Here is a 19724-nt window from a genome sequence, read left to right on the forward strand (position 1 = left end):
ATTCGAATACGGGAATGGGTGCGCGCTGCGCTTTTGCAGGTGCATGGGCCGGTGCACGTGCGTTCGCCCGTGATCGTCTCCGACGTAATGCAGATCACTCACGAGTGACATGTCAAGGGGCCGCAAGCACCGTTGTGGCCGATCGTCAAGAGGGTTGGCTATCGATACGGTGCGTTGCATGACCGCACCTGAGCGTTCGCGGCTGGCCCGAGAACGGCTCTCGCGCGAGTTACGACGGCTGCGCACCGAGGCCAAGATGACCGGAACGGCCACGGCGCGCGCCACCGGGATGAGCCAGTCCAAGTTGTCGAAGATCGAGAACGGCATGCTCCTCCCGTCCGTGACCGACGTGGAGCGCCTGGTCGCCGAGTTGTCCGCGACCAGGGAGACCAGGGTCGAGCTGGTCGAGCTGGCCCGGCAGTTGCACGCCGAGGCGGAGACCCGCCGGGTGGTGCTGCACCGGGGCGCGCACCGCCACCAGCAGACCGTGGCCCGGATCGAGGCCAGGGCCACCACCAGCCGCTTCTTCCAGAACGCGGGTGTGCCCTCGCTGCTGCAGAGCGAGAACTACCTGCGGGTGGTGCTGAACTCGACCCCGCCGCACGAGCAGGACACCGCGATCGGCACGCTGCGCTCGCGCCGGGCCCGGATGGACGACCTGGGCAAGCGGTTCGTGTTCCTGCTGGCGGAGAGCGCGCTGCGCTGGCGCATGGGGTCCGCGGACCTGATGTGCGAGCAGATCGACCACCTGGTGCAGCTGATGCGAAGACCAAACGTGCAGCTGGGCGTGGTGCCGTGGTCGGTGGACGCGAACATGGTCGCGCCGCACGGGTTCCAGGTCTACGACGAGCGCGTGGTGACGCTCACGGTGCTGACCGGCAACGCGACCATCACCGACCCGCACGACGTGCGCGAGTACCTGTCGCTGTTCGGCAGGCTGGAGCGGCTGGCGGTGCGCGGTGACGAGCTGGAAGACCTGCTGGAGCAGATCTCCAGGGACCACCGCAAGCTCGGCTGAGCTGGGTCGTTAGGCTGCCGGTGACCACATCGTCCCCGCCGGTAGGTGCCTGGCCACCCCATGCTGAACATCTTCGCCCGCGCGTCGGTTTCGCGCGTCACCGATCCGATCGGGGCGTGGCTGCTGCGCCGCGGTCTCACCCCGAACGCCGTCACGGTGCTGGGCACCGTCGGCTCCGTAGCCGCGTCCCTGTGGTTCATCCCGCGCGGGCAGCTGCTCGCGGGCGCGCTGGTCGTCGCCGTGTTCGTGCTGTTCGACCTGCTCGACGGCGCGATGGCCCGCGCGGGCGGCGGCGGCACGCGGTTCGGCGCGGTGCTGGACGCCACGTGCGACCGCGTCGCCGACGGCGCGCTGTTCGCCGCCATCGCCTGGTGGGCGTTCGGCGAGGGCGAGCACGGCCTGGCCGCCGCGGCCCTCGTGTCGCTGGTCGGCGCGCAGGTCGTCTCGTACGTGAAGGCGCGTGCCGAGGCGACGGGCCTCGTCGCCGGCGACGGCGGCCTGGCCGAGCGCGCCGAGCGGTTCATCATCGGCCTCGTCGGCGTCGGCCTGCACGGCCTCGGCGTGCCCTACATCCTCCCGGTGGCGCTCTACCTGCTCGCGGCGCTGATCGTGGCCACCGTCGTGCAGCGCTTGCTGGCCGTGAGCCGCGAGGCGAAGGAGCTGACGTGAACCAGCGGCTTACCGATCTCGGGTACGCGGCGGGCTGGCGGCTGGTGCGGCTGATGCCCGAGCGGGTCGCGCGCGCGGTGTTCGACGCCGGCGCGGACCGGAGCGCGCGGCGCGGCGGCGAGGGCGTGGCCCAGTTGCGCCGCAACCTGCGCCGGGTGGTGCCGCAGGCGGGCGAGGCGGAGCTGGACGAGCTGGTCCGGCAGTCGCTGCGCTCCTACGCGCGGTACTGGCGGGAGGTGTTCCGGCTGCCGTCGATGGACCGGGCGGCCCTGCTCGCCGAGATGGACCGGTCGGTCAGCGGGGTGGAGAACCTGGACGCGGCGCTGGCCGAGGGCCGCGGCGTGGTGGCGGTCCTGCCGCACAGCGGCAACTGGGACCTGGGCGCGGTGTGGGTGGCCAACCACTGCGGCACGTTCACCACGGTCGCCGAGCGGCTCAAGCCCGAGTCGCTCTACCGGCGGTTCATCGAGTTCCGGGAGGGCCTGGGCCTGGAGGTGGTGCCGCTGACCGGCGGCGACCGCAACCCGGTGGTGGTGCTCACCGAGCGGCTGCGCGAGAACAAGCTGGTCGCCCTGCTGGCCGACCGGGACCTGACCGCGGGCGGGCTGCCGGTGACGTTCTTCGGCGAGCGCACGATGATGCCCGCCGGTCCCGCCCACCTGGCGGCGACGACGGGCGCGGCGCTGATGCCGGTGGGCCTGTGGTTCGCCGGTGACGGCTGGCACCTCCGGTTCCACCCGCCGGTGCGGGTCGCGGGCGCGGCGGGCGTGGGCGCGGCCACCCAGCAGGTGGCCGACGTGTTCGCCGCCGACATCGCCGCGCACCCCGCCGACTGGCACATGATGCAGCCGCTGTGGTTCGACGACCTGCCGGAGAGCAGGCAGCGGGCGCTGCGCCGGGTGCTGGCCCGCCGAGGGGAGTCGGTGTGAAGGTCGGCATCGTGTGCCCGTACTCCTTCGACATCCCCGGAGGCGTCCAGGCGCACGTGGTCGACCTGGCGCGGGCCCTGCGCGGGCTCGGGCACGAGGTGGAGGTGCTGGCGCCCGTCGACGACGACACCCCCGTGCCCGAGTTCGTCACGTCCGCCGGCCGCGCGGTCGGCATCCCGTACAACGGGTCGGTGGCGCGGCTGTCGTTCGGGCCCGTGTCCTACGCCCGGGTCCGGCGGTGGATCGCCGAGCACGAATTCGACGTGCTGCACCTGCACGAGCCGACCGCGCCGTCGCTGTCGTTCCTGGCGCTGATGATCGCGGACGGACCGATCGTGGCCACCTTCCACACCTCCACGCCGCGGTCGAAGATGTTGTTGGCGCTCCAGCCGTTCCTCCAGCCGTTCGTGGAGAAGATCACCGCCCGGATCGCGGTGTCCGCGCTGGCCAGGCGCGTGCAGGTGGAGCACCTGGGCGGGGACGCGGTGGAGATCCCCAACGGCGTGGACGTGGGGTTCTTCGCCGACGCCGCGCCCCTGGACGGCTACCCGCGCCCCGGCGGCACGGTCGGCTTCGTCGGCCGGTTCACCGAACCGCGCAAGGGCATGCCGGTGCTGCTGGAGGCGTTCCGGGCGCTGGACCTGCCGGACGTGCGGCTGCTGGTGGTGGGTCGCGGCGACGAGGACGAGCTGCGCGAGCAGGCCGGGCCGGAGCTGGCGTCGCGGATGGTGTTCCTGGGCATGGTGAGCGACGAGGAGAAGGCGCGCGCGCTGCGCAGCGTGGACGTCTACTGCGCGCCCAACACCGGCGGCGAGAGCTTCGGCATCATCCTGACCGAGGCGATGTCGGCGGGTGCGGCGGTGGTGGCCAGCGACCTGGACGCGTTCCGGCGGGTCCTGGACGACGGCAAGGCCGGCGTGCTGACCCCGGTGGGCGACCCGGCCGCGCTGGCGGCGGCGCTGCGGGACCTGCTGACCGACCCGGGGCGGCGGGCGGAGTACGTGGACGTGGCGCGGCAGCGGGTGATGACGTTCGACTGGTCGGTGGTGGCGCACCAGGTGCTCAGGGTCTACGAGAGCGCCACGGCCGCCGACCCGCGGCGGGTGGGCGAGGCGTGACCAGCTCGGGGGTCGCGACCGCGTTCCTGGTGCTGCTGGGGGTGGCGCTGCTGGTGGGCCCGTGGATCCTGGGCACGGCCAACCGGCTGGACCGGCTGCACGTGCGCACGGACTCGGCGTGGGCCGCCCTGGACGCGGCCCTGGCGCGGCGCGCGGTGGTGACGCGGGCGGTCGCGGCGGTGTGCGGCAGGCCCGAGCTGGGCGCGGCGGCCGACGAGGCGGAGGGCGCGCGGCGGCCCGACCGCGAGGCCGCGGAGAACCGGTTGAGCGCGCTGCTGGAGGGGTTGGACCGGTCGGTGCTCGCGCCCGCGCTGGCGGCGGAGCTGGCCGACGCGGAGCAGCGGGTGGTGCTGGCGCGGCGCGTGCACAACGACGCCGTGCGCGACACGCTGGCGCTGCGCCGCCGCCGGTCGGTGCGCTGGCTGCGGCTCGCGGGCACCGCGCCGACGCCCGCGTACTTCGAGATCGCCGAACCGGGCGGCGACGCGGAGACGTCGGGCCTGGTCAAGCGCGTGTCGGCGCGGGTGGTGCTGCTGGACGCGGACGACCGGGTGCTGCTGTTCGAGGGCTTCGACCCGACCAAGCCGGACGAGCTGTTCTGGTTCACCACCGGCGGCGGCGTGGAGCCGGGGGAGGAGCTGCGGGACGCGGCGGCGCGGGAGGCGTTCGAGGAGACCGGGGTGGTGCTGCCGGCCGACGAGCTGGTCGGGCCCGTGTGGAAGCGGCACGCCGTGTTCTCCTTCGACGGGCTGAACTACGCGGCGGTCGAGTGGTTCTTCATCGGTCGCGTGCCGGGCGGGTTCGAGGTGGACACCTCGCGGTTCGACGAGGTGGAGCAGCGGACCATCCGCCGCCACCGCTGGTGGTCGGTGGGGGAGCTGGCCGAGGGGGACGCCCTGGTGTACCCGGTGCAGCTGGCCGAGGTGCTGCCGGAGGCGCTGGCAGGGTGGGACGGGACCACGCGGTCGATCCGGTAGGGCGGTCCGGGCGCCCGTGGGCCGCGGCGTGCCTGTCGGGCCGCCTACTCCACCGCGCCGGGCGGCCCGAGCGCCGCGGCCAGCTCGTCGCGCAGCGCGATCGCCTTCGGGTCGTCGAACCCCTCCAGCGCGGCCAGGGCTTCCCGGCGCACCGGGACGGGCCGCTCGACGCACCGCGCCAGGTTGGCCAGCGACAGGGCCAGGTGCCACCGGTCGCCCAGCTCCCGGTGCACCGCCGCCGCGCGCCGGTGGAACTTCGCGCCCTCCTCGGGCATGTCCAGCTCCTGGTAGACCTCACCGGCGCCGTCGAGCGCCAGGGCCTCCCGGCTCCGGTCGCCCAGCCGCCGCTGGATCACCGCGGCCCGCTGGCACGCGGTTAGCGCCTCGTCGGGACGGCCCGCCGCGCGGCGCACCCTGGCCAGCTCCAGCAGCCAGAAGCCCTCCACCGCGGCGGAGCCCTCGGCGACCGCGACGTCCAGTGCGGCTTCCACCGCCACCCGCGCCTCGTCCAGCTCGCCCAGCTCGCGCAACGCGCACGCCAGGAAGTGCAGCGCGTTGCCCTCGTAGAACCGGTCGCCCAGCTCCCGGTACACCGCCAGCGCCTCCCGGAGCCCGACCACGGCCCGCTCGTCCCGGCCCAGGTCGTGGTCCACCATGGCGATGTTCGCCAGCGCCGTGGCCACCCCGCGCGGCTCCCGCAGCTCGCGGTGGATCGCCAGGGCCCGCTCGAAGTGCGCTCGCGCCTCGGCGAGCCGGTGGCCGCGCCAGGCGATCAGGCCCAGCGCGGTCGTCGAGTCCGCCGCGCCCGACCGGTCCCCGATCTCCTCCTGCACGGCCAGCGCGTCGCGCTGCCGCCGGTGGGCCTCGGCCAGCCGGTGCGACTGGAGGTGCGCCATGGCCAGGCTGTCCAGCAGCAGCGCCTCGCCGCGCCGGTCGCCGAGCGCGCGCGCCGCCTCCAGGCCGATCCCGGTCGTGGCGATCCAGTCGTCGAACGGGTTGTGCCGCGCGTAGATGTTGACCAGCACCGCGGGTAGCCGCCAGGCCGGGGCGAGCAGCCCCGCCGCCCGCGCCGCCCGCGTGGCCGCGGTCAGGTTGGCGCGCTCGTCCTCGTACCACCGCAGCGCCTCGCCCGCGTCGCCGAAGACCGCCGGGTGCACGCCCGGGACGGGCGGGTCGAGCGCGAGGCCCCGGTTCAGCGGGGAGATCGCCTCGGCGGCCCGCGCCGCCGTCAGCAGGTACCACGACAGCAGCCGCTCCAGCGCGGCACGCCTGTCCTCCGCGGCCTCCTCGCGGCCGGTCCGGTCGAGCGCGTAGGCCCGCAGCAGGTCGTGGAACCGGTAGCGGCCGGGGGCGTGCTGCTCCAGGACGTGCGTGCCGACCAGCAGGTCCAGCAGGTGCCGTGCGACGGCGTGCCCCGCGCCGATCAGCGCCGCCGCGGCGGGGATGCCGAAATCCGGCCCGGGGTGCAGCCCGAGCAGCCGGAACAGCTTCGCGGCTGGGGCGGGCAGGGCCCGGTAGGACCAGGCGAAGACGGAGCGCACCGCGTCGGCCTCCTCGTCGTCCTCGGCGGTCAGCGCGTCCCACAGCGCCGACTCGTCGCGCAGGTCGGCGATCAGCTCGCGCAGGGGCATCAGCGGCCTGCTCGACGCGCGTTCGGCGGCGATCCGCAGCGCGAGCGGCAGCCGCGCGCACAGCCGCGCCAGCTCGACCAGGTCCTCTTCGCGGTCGTCCGGGCGGTAGTTCGCCATGATCGAACGCAGCAGCACCACGGCCTCCCGCGGGGTGAGCACGTCCACCCGCACCCGGCGCGCCCCGTCCCTGGCCACCAGGCCGGACAGCCTGCTGCGGCTCGTGACCAGCGTCAGGCAGGACGCGCCGCCGGGCAGCAGCGGGCGCACCTGCCCGGCGGTCGCCGCGTTGTCCAGCACGACCAGGACCCGCCGGTCCGACAGTCGCGACCGGTACAGCGCGGCGCGGTCCTCCAGCTCGCGGGGGATGCCCTTCGGCGGCACGCCCAGCGCCCGCAGGAACCGGTCGAGCGCTTCTTCGGGCGCGACCCGGGGGCCGGGGTCGTAGCCGCGCAGGTTCACGTAGAGCTGACCGTCGCCGTAGTGCCGTCGCGCCCGGTGCGCCCAGTGCACCACCAGGGAGGTCTTGCCGACGCCGGCCGTGCCGGTGACCACGTACGTCCCGGCGGCGGGCGCGCCGCCCACCCCGCCCGCCACGGCCTCGTCGAGCCTGGCCACCTCGGCGGTCCGGTTGACGAAGTCGGGCACGTCTCCGGGCAACTGGGCGGGCGGGGTGAACGACTCGCCGGAGCCGTGGAAGTGGACGCCGCCGTGCACCTCGCCCGCCTGCACCACGTCGGCGGCGGGACCGGTCAGCCGGGCGGTGTGGCGGTCGCGGGGCTCCGGCGAGGTCATGGGCTCAGCCCACCCCCGGCGGCCCCAGGGGCGCGACCTCGCGCCGGAAGAACGACTCCACGTCCTCCGCGTCGCGGTACAGGTCCTCGATGAAGCGCTGCCAGCACGCGACCCGTTCGGGATCCGTGATGCGCACGCCGCCGTCCTGGAGCCCGCTCTCGTCGTAGACGAGGTCGTACATGACGTCCGTGTCGAGCGTGACGACCTCGGGCAGCGGGCCCCGCTCCTCGAAGCGGCGGAGGTCGTCGGCGCGCACCACCCGGATGGTGCCCGCGTACTCGTTGCGCAGCCGCAGCGAGTGGAACTCCCACCGGAGGTACGGGCTGATCGGGTGCTCGACCACGCGGACCCAGCCGTTGGGCACGCCGCGCTCGACCAGGTCGCGCTCCTCCGCCGCGATGGCCAGCCTGCGCTCCTCCAGCAGGCGCAGCGCCAGGTCCCACTCGCCCCGGTCGAAGGCCCGCCAGCTCTCGCTGCGCGGCTCCCGAAAGGTCTGCCGCCGTTCGAGCTTCCAGAAACCCGGCGTGCTGATCCGCCCGAAGCGCAGGGCGAAGTCGTCCAGGTAGTCCTGCCCGGTCAGGTGCTCCCCGGCCGCCCGGTCGACGAGGTCATGCATCGGGGATGTCCGGTTTCGCCGCGACCACCATCACGCGCGGCACGACCACGAGCCGCTCGTCGTCCCGGATGCCCACCCCCTCCGGGAGCCGCGACCGGTAGGAATCCGTCAGGTCCCGGCCGATCACGGCGACGTCCCCGTTGTCCAGCTCCCAGATGTCCGGGCACCCGCTGCGCTCGCCGCTCGGTGCCGGTTCCGTGCCGCGGAAACGCTCTTTGGGTGAAATTCCGAGCCGCCTCGAAAACTGCGCGGAAGGATCCGCGTCCCACCCTGCACCATCCATGTCGCGACGGTAGCGAGCGCAAGACGGAGAATCTGCTCCGGTCACCCGTATGGTTCTAACTCCATGGAGTGAATATATTCCTGACCGCAATTATGTGGTTTTCGGGTTTTCGTCGCCGGTGTGGTGGGTCCGAGCGGCCGAGGACCCCCGCCGCGAGGTCAGAGCACGTAGGTGCCGATGATCTGGGCCAGCAGCCGCACGTCGGCGTGGCCCTTGAACTCCAGGCGCACCTGGCCGAGGCCGCTGAACCAGAGGTCCAGCTCGGCGTCCATGTCGAACGTGCCGGCGGTCTCGATGGAGAACGCCTGCACGCGGCTGTAGGGCAGGGACGTGAAGTCCTTCTTGCGGCCGGTCATGCCCTGGACGTTCACCGCGATGACCCGCTTGTTGGTGAACACCACGAAGTCGCGGACGGTCTTGAAGCACGACACGACCTGCTCGCCCTGGATCATGATCGGCGAGACCTGCGAGGCGATGTCCTCCGGGCGGCACGGGGCCAGCTTGAAGACGGACTGCTTGTCGAAGTCGATCACGCGTTCGACGGTACCCCCTGTCCCGCCCAGCCGGCCGGGTTGGCGAAGGATTCCCGGGAGATCCCCGACCCGGTCTCCGGGAAACCCCCGAACCGGTCGGCGTGCGCGTGGGCGAACAGGTAGCAGAACGCCTCGGCCTCGGCGTCGGGGACCGCCAGGCGGGGATCGCGGGCCACGGCCTCGTAGAACCCGCGCCCCAGCGCGACGACGAAGCCGCGCGCGTAGAGGAAGCCGTCGTCGGAGCCGTCGGTGACCGCGTGCACGTCCTCGCGGTCGAGGTCGTGCAGCTTGCGCTCGACCACGCGGTCCAGCGCGGTCAGCTCCTCGGCGGACAGGCCGGCGGCGACCTCGCGCAGGGACTCGACCAACTGGTCCACGTGCTCTTCGAGCTGCGCGGCCTCCTCGAACGCCTCCTGGCCGGGCTCGCGCTCGACCAGCGCGCGGCGCAGCGCGTCCACCTCGGGCCCGAACGCGGCCCAGGTGTCCTCCAGGAGGGCCCAGAACCGGGCCTCTTCGTCAGCGGTGGGAAGGATCATGGGCGGACGGTAGCGCGGGGGTACGACAATCCCGGGTCGAGCGCCGGCCCAGCGCTCGGGGGGCGGCGTTTGGAGGCCCGGCGCCTGAGGGCTCAGGGCTTGGACTCGACGGTGCCGATCGCGCCCGGGCCGGTGGTCAGCTCGTCCAGCGCCCGCTGCCAGGCGTCGTCGCCGGGGCGGAACCGGGTGCGCAGGTAGGCCGCCGTCAGCCGGGCGATCGCGGCGACGTGCCCGGGGTTGTCGTCCGACAGTTCCACGGACTCGGCCGCGTCGTACCCCTGGATCCCGCCGAGCAGGTGCCCGGCGCCGAAGACGGTCAGCAGGGTCTTGGGGCCGGGCGCGAGGTGGTACGGGTCGCGGTGCCAGGCCGGGCCCACGTCCGTGAAGTGCCGGGAGTCGTCCTGGTCGCCGGCGACGACCAGCGCGGGCCGGACCATGGTGGAGAGGTCGAGGGTGCGGAAGACCGGGACCCGGTCGGCCATCGGCCCGGTGAGCGCGTCACCGCCCCGGCCCGGCGCGGCCAGCAGCACGCCTTCCTTGATCCTCGGTTCGAGGTAGCCCACCCGCTCCCCGGTGTCGGGGTCGGTGACCTCCGCGCCGAGCAGGAGCTGGGCGGTGAAGGCGCCCAGGGAGTGCCCGGCGACGGCGACGCTGTCGTGGTCGACGCGCCCGGCGAGCAGCGGCACGGCCCGCTCGACCTCGTCGAGGTGGTCGAGGACGTGGATCAGGTCCTCGGCGCGCGAGCGCCAGAACATGGGCGCCCCGGGGGTGGTCCCCCACAGGTGGCCGAGCCTGCGGGAGCTGAGGTGGGTCGGCTGGACGACGACGAACCCGGCTGCCGCCCAGCGCGCGGCGATCGGCGCGTAACCGTCCTGCGAGGCGAGGTCGTAAGCACCGCCGTGACCGTGGGAGAGCAGGACCACGGGCAGGTCGTGGCCGGTTTCGGGCGCGGTCACCCGCAAAGAGAGGGGCACCGGGCGTCCCGGCGCGGGCAGCACCACGGGGCTGTAGGACAGGACGGGGGTGGTCGTCCCGGGGTCGCGCGTCGTGGGGGCGTGCGTCGCGGGGGCGTGCGTCGTGGTCGGTGCGGTCATGGCTCGTCATTCCCTTCAACGCCCGGTCCACGCCGGGCCAACAAGCGGAACACTGCTCCGCTCAACATACGGAGCGATGTTCCGGTTCGCAAGCGGGAGGGCTGGTTCGCTGGTCATGCCCGTGACGCCCTTTCACGCACGGTGTGTCTCCGGTCACAGTGCGCTATGTGCGGGCATCCTCGTGACGGCGGCGGTCGTGTCCAGGAACGTCAGGAGCACAACGACTTCCGGGAGATGACCATGAAGATGTCACGCGGTGTGCGGGCACTCGCGGCCGTGGCGTTAGCCGGTGCCGCGGCACTGGCCGGGGCCGGGCAGGCCGGCGCCGGCGAACCGGCCGACGCCGGCACCCCCGCGCCCCGCACGTGCGCCCCCGGCGACCTGGAGATCCGGATCGGGGAGCGGCCCTCCCCCCTCCCGGACACCGAGAGGCTGTTCGTCATCGGGTTCCGGTCCCCCAAGAACGGGTGGTGCGTGCTGAGCGGCGCGCTCGACTACATCCGGTTCTACGACACCTCCGGACGGCCGCTGGACGTGCGGTTCACCGACAAGGACGCGGTGGCGCCGTTCGACCAGGTGTGGGTGACCGACCTCGCCGGGCCCGTCGTCTACGTCGCCGGCCCGAAGGGCGGCGAGGTCATGCCCATCGGCAGCCTGGCCTTCAGCATGCCCACCGCGCCCGTGAGCGAGACGAGGGTGGCCTGGCCCTCGCCGACCAGCGGACCCCTGCGGTTCACCAAGATCGTGCCGCCGGCCAGCTGACCCGGCCGGCGCGCTGTGCCGGGGGTCCGATCGGTGGCGCCGCCGATCGGGACTCCGGTAACGAGTGCATTGTTGCGTGAGCGCAACAATGCCGAATGGTTGCCCGTCGGTACATCTTTGACCTTTTGGAATGAAAAGGTCCGGTACCGCTGGGGCGGCCGGGTGAAACGGTTGTAGCTTCCCCGCATGGATTCGCGTGAGTCGAATGCGCTCAGCCGTGAGTTGGGCGATGCCCTCCGCCAAGCCCGTCGCGGGTCTGAGATCAGGTTCGGGGACCTGGTCGAGGAACTGGGCTGGTCGCCGGGGAAGATATCGAAGCTGGAGCGCGGGACGCGCGGTACCAGCCCCATGGACATCGCCCGCTACGTCGGCCACCTCCAAGCCGATCAGGGCACCTACGACCACATCATGGGGCTGGCACTGGAGTCCAACACGGGTCACCTGGTTCGTCCCCACGAAATCGCCATGCCCGACGACCTCCGCTCGCTCCTCCTGCACGAGCAGACCGCCAGCGTCATCTGGGCGTACGAGATCATCAACGTCCCGGGATTGCTCCAAACCGCGGACTACGCCCGTGCGTTGATCGGTTCGCCCAATTTCGAGCACGGCGTGGTGGGGCGCATGAACCGCCAGCGGATCTTCGACGGACCCCGGCCGCCCCTGGGGCGCTTCTTCATCCTCGAAACGGCGCTCCACCACGTGGTCGGTGGTCCACAGGTCATGTACGAGCAGATGTTGCAACTGCTGTTCCGAGGCGGAGTGCGGCTGGTGACCCTCGCGGACCAGTTGCCTCCTTCGCTGTTGGCGGCCTTCACCTTCATGACCTTCTCCGACCACCAGCCCGTGTCGTACGCCGAGACCGGGCCGATGGCGGTGTTCTCGGACGCGCCCGAGACGACGGACCGGTTCCGGCAGGCGTGCGGCGACCTCGACCGGGTGGCGCTGAGTGAGGAACAATCGCGGTCGGTGTTCGCCGCATGGGCGGACCGCTACGACCGACTGCGGGAGGAACAGCGCGATGCTGGAGGCGAAGCAGTGGCGTAAGAGCAGCTACAGCGGTGGCGGGAACACGAACTGCGTGGAGGTGGCGTTCGCGCCGGAGGCCGTGGGCGTGCGGGACTCCAAGAACACCGCTCCGCGCCTGGCCTTCACCCCGACCGCGTGGCGCGCCTTCGTCAGCGGGCTGTCCGAGCGCTGAGCCGGTGCGCCGGTTCCCCTCGGGGGAACCGGCGCGGCCCGTCACACCCGGCCGATCACCTCGTTCCCGTAGGCGGCCAGCGTCTTGTCCTTCTGGTCGTGCATCAGGTACAGCGCGAAGTTGTCCACGCCGATCTCCTTCAGCTCCGCCAACCGCTCCACGTGCGCGGACGCCGGTCCGAGCAGGCAGAACCGGTCCATGATCGAGTCCGGCACGAAGTCGGTCGACCGGTTGCCGGCCTTGCCGTGGTGGGAGTAGTCGTAGCCCTCGCGGCCCCGGATGTAGTCGGTCAGCGCCCTCGGCACCACGCCCGAGTCGCCGTACCGGGCGACCAGGTCGGCCACGTGGTTGCCGACCATCCCGCCGAACCAGCGGAGCTGGTCCCGCTGGTGCGGCAGGTCGTCGCCGACGTACGCGGGCGCGGCCACGCACATCGTGATCGACGTCGGGTCCCGGCCCGCCGCCTCCGCCGCCTCGCGCACCGAGCCGATGGTCCACCGGGCGATGTCCGGGTCGGCGGTCTGGAGGATGAACCCGTCGGCCTGCTCGCCGACCAGCTTGAGCGCCTTCGGCCCGTAGGCGGCCATCCACACCTCCAGCTTCCCGTCGCGCACCCACGGGAGGCGCACGGGCGTGCCGTGGTGCTCGACCTCCCGCCCCTCGGCCAGCTCCTTGATCACCGTCATGGCGCGGCCCAGGGTGGCGAGCGACGCCGGCGCCTGCCCGATCACGCGCCTCGCCGAGTCGCCGCGCCCGATGCCGCACACCGTGCGGTTGCCGAACATGTCGTTCAGCGTGGCGAACAGCGACGCGGTCACCGACCAGTCCCGGGTGCTCGGGTTGGTCACCATGGGACCGACGACCAGTGACGACGTGGCCGCCAGCACCTGCGAGTAGATGACGAACGGCTCCTGCCACAGCACGCACGAGTCGAACGTCCACCCGTGGCGGAAGCCGTTGTCCTCCGCCGCCTTCATGCCCGCCACCACGTCCCGCGCGGGCGGGTCGGTCTGCAACACCACGCCGAAGTCCACTGCGCCCCCTACACCAGGTACTGGTTCAGCTCGCGGGACAGGAACCGCCCGTGGCCGGTCGAGCCCCGGAAACCGGAGCCGTCCACGACCACCCGGCCGCGCGAGAGCACCACGTCGACCTTGCCGGTGACCTCCATGCCCTCGTAGGCGGAGTAGTCGACGTTCATGTGGTGCGTGGCCGCCGAGATGACCTGCCGCGCGGTCGGGTCGTAGACCACCAGGTCGGCGTCCGCGCCGGGCGCGACCACGCCCTTGCGCGGGTGCAGGCCGAACATGCGGGCGGGCGTGGTGGAGCTGATCTCGACCCACCGCTCCAGGCTGATCTCGCCCTTCACCACGCCCTGGTGCAGCAGGTCGATCCGGTGCTCTACGCCCGGGATGCCGTTGGGGATCTTGGAGAAGTCGCCGCGCCCCAGCTCCTTCTGGTCCTTGAAGCAGAACGGGCAGTGGTCGGTCGACACCACCGACAGGTCGTTGGTGCGCAGCCCCCGCCACAGCTCGGACTGGTGCTCCTTGGGCCGCAGCGGGGGAGAGGCCACGTACTTCGAGCCCTCGAAGTCGGGCTTGGCCAGGTCCTCCAGCGACAGGTACAGGTACTGCGGGCACGTCTCGGCGAACACGTTCTGCCCGGTGTCGCGCGCGGCGGTCACCGCGTCCAGCGCCTGCGCGGCGGACAGGTGCACGACGTAGAGCGGCGAACCGGTGACCTTCGCCAGCGCGATGGCGCGGGACGTGGCCTCGCCCTCCAGCTCGGGCGGCCGGGTCAGGCCGTGCTCGACGGGCTCGGTGCGGCCCTCCGCAAGCGCTTGCGCCACGAGCTGGTCGATCGCGATGCCGTTCTCGGCGTGCATCATGACCGTCGCGCCGATCTCCCGGGCCCTGCCCATGGCGCGCAGGATCTCGCCGTCGGTGGCGTAGAAGACGCCGGGGTAGGCCATGAACATCTTGAACGTGTTCACGCCCGCGTCCGCGCAGGAACCCATCTCCTTCAACGACGTGTCGTCGACGTCGGAGACGATCATGTGGAACCCGTAGTCCACGGCGCAGTTGCCGTCCGCCTTGCTGTGCCACTTGTCCAGTGTGGACAGCAGTGAGGTGCCCTTGGCCTGCACCGCGAAGTCGATGATCGTGGTGGTGCCGCCCCACGCCGCCGCCGTCGTGCCGGTGGCGAAGGTGTCGGCGGAGGAGGTGCCGCCGAACGGCATCTCCATGTGGGTGTGCGCGTCGATGCCGCCGGGGATGACGTACTTGCCGGTCGCGTCGATCGTCTCGTCCGCCCGGAGCGGGAACCCGGGCGCCAGCAGGGCCGCGATCCGCTCGCCGTCCACCAGCACGTCGGCCGGCACGGCCCCGGTCGCGTTGACGACCGTCCCGCCCTTGACCAGGATCGTCACGGTCGCACCAACCCCTCGTAGGTGTCGGGCCGCCGGTCCCGGTAGAACGCCCAGAGGTCGCGGACCTCGGCCAGCAGGTCCATGTCCAGGTCGCGGACCACCACCTCCTCCTCGGTGTCGGAGGCCGCCTCGCCGACGAGCTGCCCGCGCGGGTCCGCGAAGTACGACTGGCCGTAGAACTCGTTGTCCCCCAGCGGTTCCACGCCGACGCGGTTGATGGTGCCCACGAAGTACTCGTTGGCCACCGCCGCCGACGTCTGCTCCAGCCGCCACAGGTACTCCGACAGGCCGCGGCTCGTGGCCGACGGGTTGAACACGATCCGCGCGCCGTTCAGCCCCAGCGCCCGCCAACCCTCCGGGAAGTGCCGCTCGTAGCAGATGTAGACGCCGACCTTGCCCACCGCGGTGTCGAACACCGGGTAGCCGAGGTTGCCCGGCCGGAAGTAGAACTTCTCCCAGAACCCCTTCACCTGCGGGATGTGGTTCTTGCGGTGCTTGCCGAGGTAGGTGCCGTCGGCGTCGATCACCGCGGCCGTGTTGTAGTACACCCCCGGCTGCTCCTCCTCGTACACCGGCACCACGAGCACCACGCCGTGCTGCTCGGCCACCTGGCACATCAGCTCGGTGGTCGGCCCATCGGGGACGCCCTCGGTGTAGGAGTAGTAGTCGGCGTCCTGCACCTGGCAGAAGTACGGCCCGTAGAACAGCTCCTGGAGGCACACCACCTGCGCACCGCGCGACGCGGCGGTGCGGATCGCCTCGACCGCGTTCGCGATCATCGACTCCTTGTCGCCGGTCCACCTCTGCTGGACCAGCCCTGCCCGGACGACGTTGCTCACGCGTTCTCCCTCCGCGGCGCCAGCGCCAGGTGGACGGCCATGCCGCCGACCAGGCCGACGACCCAGTTGTAGTCGTAGAGCGGCTTGAGGAACGGGATCAGGCCGTCCACCGGGAACGGTCCGCCGTGCGCGCCGCCCACCGCCAGCACGGACCCGACGACCGTCGCCGCCACGGCCCGCCAGTTCCAGCCCGCCGAGAACCAGTAGGCGCCGCCACCGGACCGGTACAGGTCGGGCAGCTCCAGGCGGGTCCTGGCCAGCAGCCAGTACCCGGCGATGAAGACACCGGCCACGGACGCCAGCAGGCCGCCGTAGAAGCCCAGCCAGGCGAAGATGTAGATGCCCGGGTCGGAGATCAGCCGCCACGGCTGGATGACGATGCCGATGACGCCGGTGATCAGGCCGCCGAGCGCGAACGTGATCCTCTTGGGGAAGGCGTTGGAGAAGTCGTAGGACGGGCTCACGACGTTCGCCGCGAGGTTCGCCGAGATCGTCGCCAGCACCAGCGCGACCAGCGCCACCAGGACGACGGCCGTCGAGTCGAACCGGCTCGCCAGCTCGGCCGGGTCCCAGATCGCCTCGCCGTACAGGGCGGTCGCGCCCGAGGTCGTCAGGATCGCCACGATCGCGATGAACGACATGGTGGTCGGCAGGCCCAGCACCTGGCCGACGGCCTGCTTGCGCTGGCTGCCGCCGAACCGGGTGAAGTCCGGCATGTTCAGCGACAGCGTGGACCAGAACGCGATCATGCCCATCAGCGCGGGGAAGAACACCTTCCAGAAGTCCGCGCCCCACCCGAGCTTCGACGGCTCGGAGAGGATCGGCCCGAAGCCGCCGGCCTTGACCGCCACGTACGCCAGCAGGACCAGGAAGCCGACGCTGACCAGCGGGGCGGTCCAGTTCTCGAAGCGGCGGATCGCCTCCATGCCGCGCCAGATGATCAGCATCTGCACGACCCAGAAGGCCAGGAAGCACAGCCAGAGGGTGGACGTCTGGCCGAGGACCTGCGGCGCGTTCACCCAGCCGTCCCCGGCCAGCCTGCCGACGATCACGTGGAGCGCCTTGCCGCCGACCCAGGTCTGGATGCCGAACCACGCGCAGGCGATGAAGGCGCGCAGCAGGGCGACCAGGTTCGCGCCGCGCACGCCGTAGAACGCGCGGGCGAAGACGGGGAACGGGATGCCGTACTTGGTGCCCGCGTGGCTGTTGAGCAGCATCGGGACCAGGACGATCAGGTTGCCGAGGGTGATGGTCAGGAATGCCTGGAGCCAGTCCATGCCGAGCGCCACCAGGGACGCGGCGAGCGTGTAGCTGGGGATGTTGTGCGCCATGCCCATCCACAGCGCGAAGAAGTTGTAGGTCGACCAGGTGCGCCGCTCCAGGGGCACCGGGGCCAGCTCGGGGTTGTAGTGCGGGCTGTCGGCGATGGCGGAGTGGTCGCGCAGCTCGACGCGGCCGTCGGGGGCGGTCGTGACCTGGGTCGCGGGGTGGAGGGCCATCGGTCACGTCCCTGTTACGCTCGTGGAACATCCGGCGTGCGGGCGGTTCGGCGCGATTCCCATCCCGGCATCCTCCGGGCGGGTCGCGCGCGTTGGGCAGTGTCAGAGTGTCCACGCTTGGCATGATCAGCGCACAGTGTGCCCATTGCCCCCGGCGGTCGGGGCGGGCCGCCGTTGCCGACCCCTGTGCGGTGAGTGATCGTCAGGCACTGCCCGTCACACCTCCGGTCCGTAGAACTACGACTGTGGCTGCGCCGTTCGGGTGACGGGGAAACGGCTGTCGACCGCACCGCGACCGGTGTCTTAACGTCGGTCGGATGAAGCTCGAACTGCGTCACCTGCGCGTCGTCTGCGCCATCGCGGACGCGGGCAGCCTCTCCAAGGCCGCCTCGGTCATGGGCCTCGCCCAACCCGCCCTCACGGCGCAGCTCCACCGGATCGAGGGCCTGCTCGGCGGCAAGCTGTTCGACCGCGACCACAAGGGCGCCCGGCCGACCGCGCTGGGCGAGCTGGTGCTGGAGCGCGCCCGGGTGCTGCTGCCCGCGTTCTCCCGCCTCCAGGAGGACGCGCTGCGCCTGGTGGACGACGGCCTCCCCGGCGACCGCTACCGGGTCGGCGCGGTGAACGGGCCGATGCTCGGCGGCCTGGTGCACCGCCTCACCGAGTCGCACCCCGGCGCGCACGTGTCGACCCAGGTGTCGTGGTCCGGCGACGAGCTGGCGGCCATGGTCGCCGCCGGCCGGCTCGACTACGTGCTGGTTGGCGTGTGCGGCGACGCGTCGCCGCCGGACGGGCACGGGCTGGCCTGGAGCGTGATCGCGGTCGACCCGGTGTTCGTGCTGGTGCCCGAGGACCACCCGTTCACGCTGCTGGACGAGGTGGAGCTGTCGGCGCTCAAGGACATGCAGTGGGCGGCGGTGCCGGGCGACGGGTGCTTCGGCAACTGCTTCGTCGCCGCGTGCAGCCGCGCCGGGTTCACGCCCCGCCCCATGTACGAGGTGGACATGGCCGGCTGCATCGACCTCGCCACGGCCGGCGACGCGATCGTGCTGTGCCAGCCCACGTTCCGCCGCACGCCCGGCGTGGTCGCCATGCCGCTGGCGGGCGTGCCGCTGCGGTGGCGGCACCTCATCGGCTGGGACCCGGAGAGCCCGGCCGCCGCGCTCGGGCCGCAGGTGCTGCGCTACGCCGCCGAGGCGTACCGGGAGACCGCCGAGCGCAACCCGCGCTACTCGGCCTGGCTCGCCGACCACCCCGAGTACGGCGCGCCGGCCCACCACGTCGCGGTCTGAGCGCCACCGTCCGGGCGCGGGGTATCACCCCGCCTTATGACCTGATCGGTATTACCCACGTCGGACGAGCGGAATTACCTTTCACGGGGAATCCCTGCACTCCTTCGAGGAGACCCCATGTCCACTTCCTTGAGACCGCTCGCGCTCGTCGCGGCGCTGGTCGCGGCCGGTGCCCTGACCACCACCGCCCAGGCCGCCCCCGCCGACCAGACCACGCAGATCCTCTCCGCCATCCAGCGCGACCTGGGCCTGGACGCGGACCGGGCACGTGCCCGCCTCGCCTCCGACCAGCGCTCCGGCGACACCGCCCGCACCCTGCGCAAGCGGCTGGACGCCCGGTTCGGCGGCGCGTGGATCGACTCGTCCGGCACGCTGACCGTCGGCGTCACCGGCCAGGCCGCCGACGTGGCGCAGGGCGTGCGCACCAAGCTCGTGCAGCGCAGCGAGCGCGACCTGGACGCGGTCAAGGCCGCGCTGGACGCCAACGTCGCCGAGGCGCCGAAGTCGGTGCCCGGCTGGTACGTCGACCTGCCCACGAACACCGTCGTGGTCAAGTCGCACCCCGCGAAGCTCGCCGCCGCGCGGGCGTTCGTCGCCTCCTCGGGCGTCAGCGCGGCGGCGGTCCGGTACGTCGGCACCGACGAGGCGCCGCGCCCGCTGATCGACGTGATCGGCGGCAACGCCTACAACATCGGCAGCGGCTCGCGCTGCTCGGTGGGCTTCTCGGTCAACGGCGGCTTCGTCACCGCCGGGCACTGCGGCTCGACCGGCGCGTCGACGTCCAACCCGAGCGGCACCTTCCGCGGCTCCAGCTTCCCCGGCAACGACTACGCGTGGGTGCAGGTCGCGGCGGGCAACACCCCGCGCGGGCTGGTGAACAACTACTCCGGCGGCACCGTGTCCGTGGCGGGCTCGCAGGACGCGCCGGTCGGCTCCACCGTGTGCCGGTCGGGTTCCACCACCGGCTGGCACTGCGGCACCATCCAGGCCCGCAACTCCTCGGTGAGCTACCCGCAGGGCACCGTGACCGGCCTGATCCAGACGACGGTGTGCGCGGAGCCCGGCGACTCGGGCGGCTCGCTGCTGGCGGGCACCCAGGCGCAGGGCGTGACCTCGGGCGGTTCGGGCAACTGCCGGACCGGCGGCACCACGTACTTCCAGCCGGTCAACGAGATCCTCCAGGCGTACGGGCTGTCCCTGATCACCGGCGGTGGCGGCACCCCGAACCCGCCGACCGGCTGCCAGAGCTCCGAGGCCACCTACAACGGCTCGCTGGCCGCGGGCGGCCAGGCGATCCAGCCGAACAACAGCTACTACCAGTCCACCACGTCCGGCGCGCACGTCGGCTGCCTGGCGGGCCCGAGCGGCGCGGACTTCGACCTGTACCTCCAGAAGTGGAACGGCAGCACGTGGGCCGACGTGGCCAAGGGCGACAGCCCGTCCGCGAGCGAGTCGGTGACCTACAACGGCACCGCCGGCTACTACCGGTACCGCGTGCACGCCTACAGCG

At 72.3% G+C, this 19724-nt stretch carries 20 protein-coding genes and 1 pseudogene; 11 read left to right on the forward strand and 10 right to left on the reverse strand.

What is annotated here, in order from left to right; genetic code table 11:
* Window positions 1-178: 178 nt before the first annotated feature.
* The 6 genes and pseudogenes from ACFV4N_RS16315 (at window position 179) to ACFV4N_RS16340 (ending at window position 4711) form a co-directional block, all read left to right on the forward strand.
* Window positions 179-1018, forward strand: a complete 840-nt coding sequence (locus ACFV4N_RS16315) for a helix-turn-helix domain-containing protein (protein ID WP_499673341.1) — start codon at window positions 179-181, stop codon at window positions 1016-1018.
* A 60-nt stretch (window positions 1019-1078) separates the two neighbouring features.
* Window positions 1079-1687: a phosphatidylinositol phosphate synthase gene (pgsA, locus tag ACFV4N_RS16320; protein WP_499673342.1), complete on the forward strand. Its 609-nt coding sequence runs from the start codon at window positions 1079-1081 to the stop codon at window positions 1685-1687.
* Window positions 1684-2616, forward strand: coding sequence for a phosphatidylinositol mannoside acyltransferase (locus ACFV4N_RS16325; protein WP_499673343.1), 933 nt, complete (start codon window positions 1684-1686; stop codon window positions 2614-2616). Before pgsA ends, ACFV4N_RS16325 begins: the two co-directional genes overlap by 4 nt.
* Complete coding sequence (locus ACFV4N_RS16330) at window positions 2613-3734, forward strand: glycosyltransferase family 4 protein (protein ID WP_499673344.1); 1122 nt, start codon at window positions 2613-2615, stop codon at window positions 3732-3734. Before ACFV4N_RS16325 ends, ACFV4N_RS16330 begins: the two co-directional genes overlap by 4 nt.
* A 26-nt stretch (window positions 3735-3760) precedes the next feature.
* Window positions 3761-4210 (forward strand): annotated as a pseudogene (locus ACFV4N_RS16335) (exopolyphosphatase); the annotation flags it as partial.
* A gap of 36 nt (window positions 4211-4246) precedes the next feature.
* Window positions 4247-4711, forward strand: a complete 465-nt coding sequence (locus ACFV4N_RS16340; protein ID WP_499673362.1) for an NUDIX hydrolase — start codon at window positions 4247-4249, stop codon at window positions 4709-4711.
* Between the two features lie 44 nt (window positions 4712-4755).
* Here the strand turns inward: ACFV4N_RS16340 and ACFV4N_RS16345 are convergent, their stop codons facing one another.
* The 6 genes from ACFV4N_RS16345 to ACFV4N_RS16370 all read right to left on the reverse strand — a co-directional run bounded on the left by ACFV4N_RS16345 (window position 4756) and on the right by ACFV4N_RS16370 (window position 10196).
* Window positions 4756-7134, reverse strand: coding sequence for an ATP-binding protein (locus ACFV4N_RS16345; RefSeq protein WP_499673345.1), 2379 nt, complete (start codon window positions 7132-7134; stop codon window positions 4756-4758).
* A 4-nt stretch (window positions 7135-7138) separates the two neighbouring features.
* On the reverse strand, window positions 7139-7750 hold the full coding sequence (locus ACFV4N_RS16350) for a DUF6879 family protein (protein WP_499673346.1): 612 nt from the start codon (window positions 7748-7750) through the stop codon (window positions 7139-7141).
* A complete protein-coding gene (locus ACFV4N_RS16355) occupies window positions 7743-8033 on the reverse strand; it encodes a hypothetical protein (protein WP_499673347.1) in 291 nt (96 codons plus the stop codon). The genes ACFV4N_RS16350 and ACFV4N_RS16355 overlap by 8 nt, the downstream gene beginning before the upstream one ends.
* 158 nt (window positions 8034-8191) lie before the next feature.
* Window positions 8192-8566, reverse strand: coding sequence for a PH domain-containing protein (locus tag ACFV4N_RS16360; RefSeq protein ID WP_499673348.1), 375 nt, complete (start codon window positions 8564-8566; stop codon window positions 8192-8194).
* Window positions 8563-9102 (reverse strand): DUF4240 domain-containing protein, encoded by a 540-nt coding sequence (locus tag ACFV4N_RS16365; protein WP_499673349.1) that lies wholly within the window; start codon window positions 9100-9102, stop codon window positions 8563-8565. Before ACFV4N_RS16365 ends, ACFV4N_RS16360 begins: the two co-directional genes overlap by 4 nt.
* 92 nt (window positions 9103-9194) lie before the next feature.
* Window positions 9195-10196: an alpha/beta hydrolase family protein gene (locus ACFV4N_RS16370; protein ID WP_499673350.1), complete on the reverse strand. Its 1002-nt coding sequence runs from the start codon at window positions 10194-10196 to the stop codon at window positions 9195-9197.
* Between the two features lie 240 nt (window positions 10197-10436).
* Between ACFV4N_RS16370 and ACFV4N_RS16375 the strand changes: the two genes are divergently transcribed.
* The 3 genes from ACFV4N_RS16375 (at window position 10437) to ACFV4N_RS16385 (ending at window position 12156) form a co-directional block, all read left to right on the forward strand.
* Complete coding sequence (locus ACFV4N_RS16375) at window positions 10437-10958, forward strand: hypothetical protein (RefSeq protein ID WP_499673351.1); 522 nt, start codon at window positions 10437-10439, stop codon at window positions 10956-10958.
* Window positions 10959-11144: 186 nt separating this feature from the next.
* The gene (locus ACFV4N_RS16380) at window positions 11145-12002 is read left to right on the forward strand and encodes a helix-turn-helix domain-containing protein (protein WP_499673352.1); all 858 of its coding nucleotides are present in this window, start codon (window positions 11145-11147) and stop codon (window positions 12000-12002) included.
* A complete protein-coding gene (locus tag ACFV4N_RS16385) occupies window positions 11977-12156 on the forward strand; it encodes a DUF397 domain-containing protein (protein WP_499673353.1) in 180 nt (59 codons plus the stop codon). The genes ACFV4N_RS16380 and ACFV4N_RS16385 overlap by 26 nt, the downstream gene beginning before the upstream one ends.
* Window positions 12157-12197: 41 nt before the next feature.
* On the opposite strand, the gene ACFV4N_RS16390 is transcribed toward ACFV4N_RS16385, so the two are convergent.
* From ACFV4N_RS16390 to ACFV4N_RS16405, 4 genes are read right to left on the reverse strand one after another with little or no spacing between them, the layout of a single operon-like run.
* Window positions 12198-13190, reverse strand: a complete 993-nt coding sequence (locus ACFV4N_RS16390) for a TIGR03842 family LLM class F420-dependent oxidoreductase (protein WP_499673354.1) — start codon at window positions 13188-13190, stop codon at window positions 12198-12200.
* Between the two features lie 8 nt (window positions 13191-13198).
* The gene (hydA, locus tag ACFV4N_RS16395; protein ID WP_499673355.1) at window positions 13199-14584 is read right to left on the reverse strand and encodes a dihydropyrimidinase; all 1386 of its coding nucleotides are present in this window, start codon (window positions 14582-14584) and stop codon (window positions 13199-13201) included.
* Window positions 14581-15423, reverse strand: coding sequence for a nitrilase-related carbon-nitrogen hydrolase (locus ACFV4N_RS16400; protein ID WP_499673356.1), 843 nt, complete (start codon window positions 15421-15423; stop codon window positions 14581-14583). Before ACFV4N_RS16400 ends, hydA begins: the two co-directional genes overlap by 4 nt.
* Window positions 15420-16922, reverse strand: coding sequence for an NCS1 family nucleobase:cation symporter-1 (locus tag ACFV4N_RS16405; protein WP_499673357.1), 1503 nt, complete (start codon window positions 16920-16922; stop codon window positions 15420-15422). The genes ACFV4N_RS16400 and ACFV4N_RS16405 overlap by 4 nt, the downstream gene beginning before the upstream one ends.
* Before the next feature lie 317 nt (window positions 16923-17239).
* Between ACFV4N_RS16405 and ACFV4N_RS16410 the strand changes: the two genes are divergently transcribed.
* Window positions 17240-18214, forward strand: a complete 975-nt coding sequence (locus ACFV4N_RS16410; protein ID WP_499673358.1) for a LysR family transcriptional regulator — start codon at window positions 17240-17242, stop codon at window positions 18212-18214.
* 117 nt (window positions 18215-18331) lie between these two features.
* A partial coding sequence (locus ACFV4N_RS16415) for a S1 family peptidase (RefSeq protein ID WP_499673359.1) occupies window positions 18332-19724 on the forward strand: 1393 nt, incomplete at its 3' end.

The organism is Actinosynnema sp. NPDC059797 (genome assembly GCF_042732085.1).
Classification (GTDB): domain Bacteria; phylum Actinomycetota; class Actinomycetes; order Mycobacteriales; family Pseudonocardiaceae; genus Actinosynnema.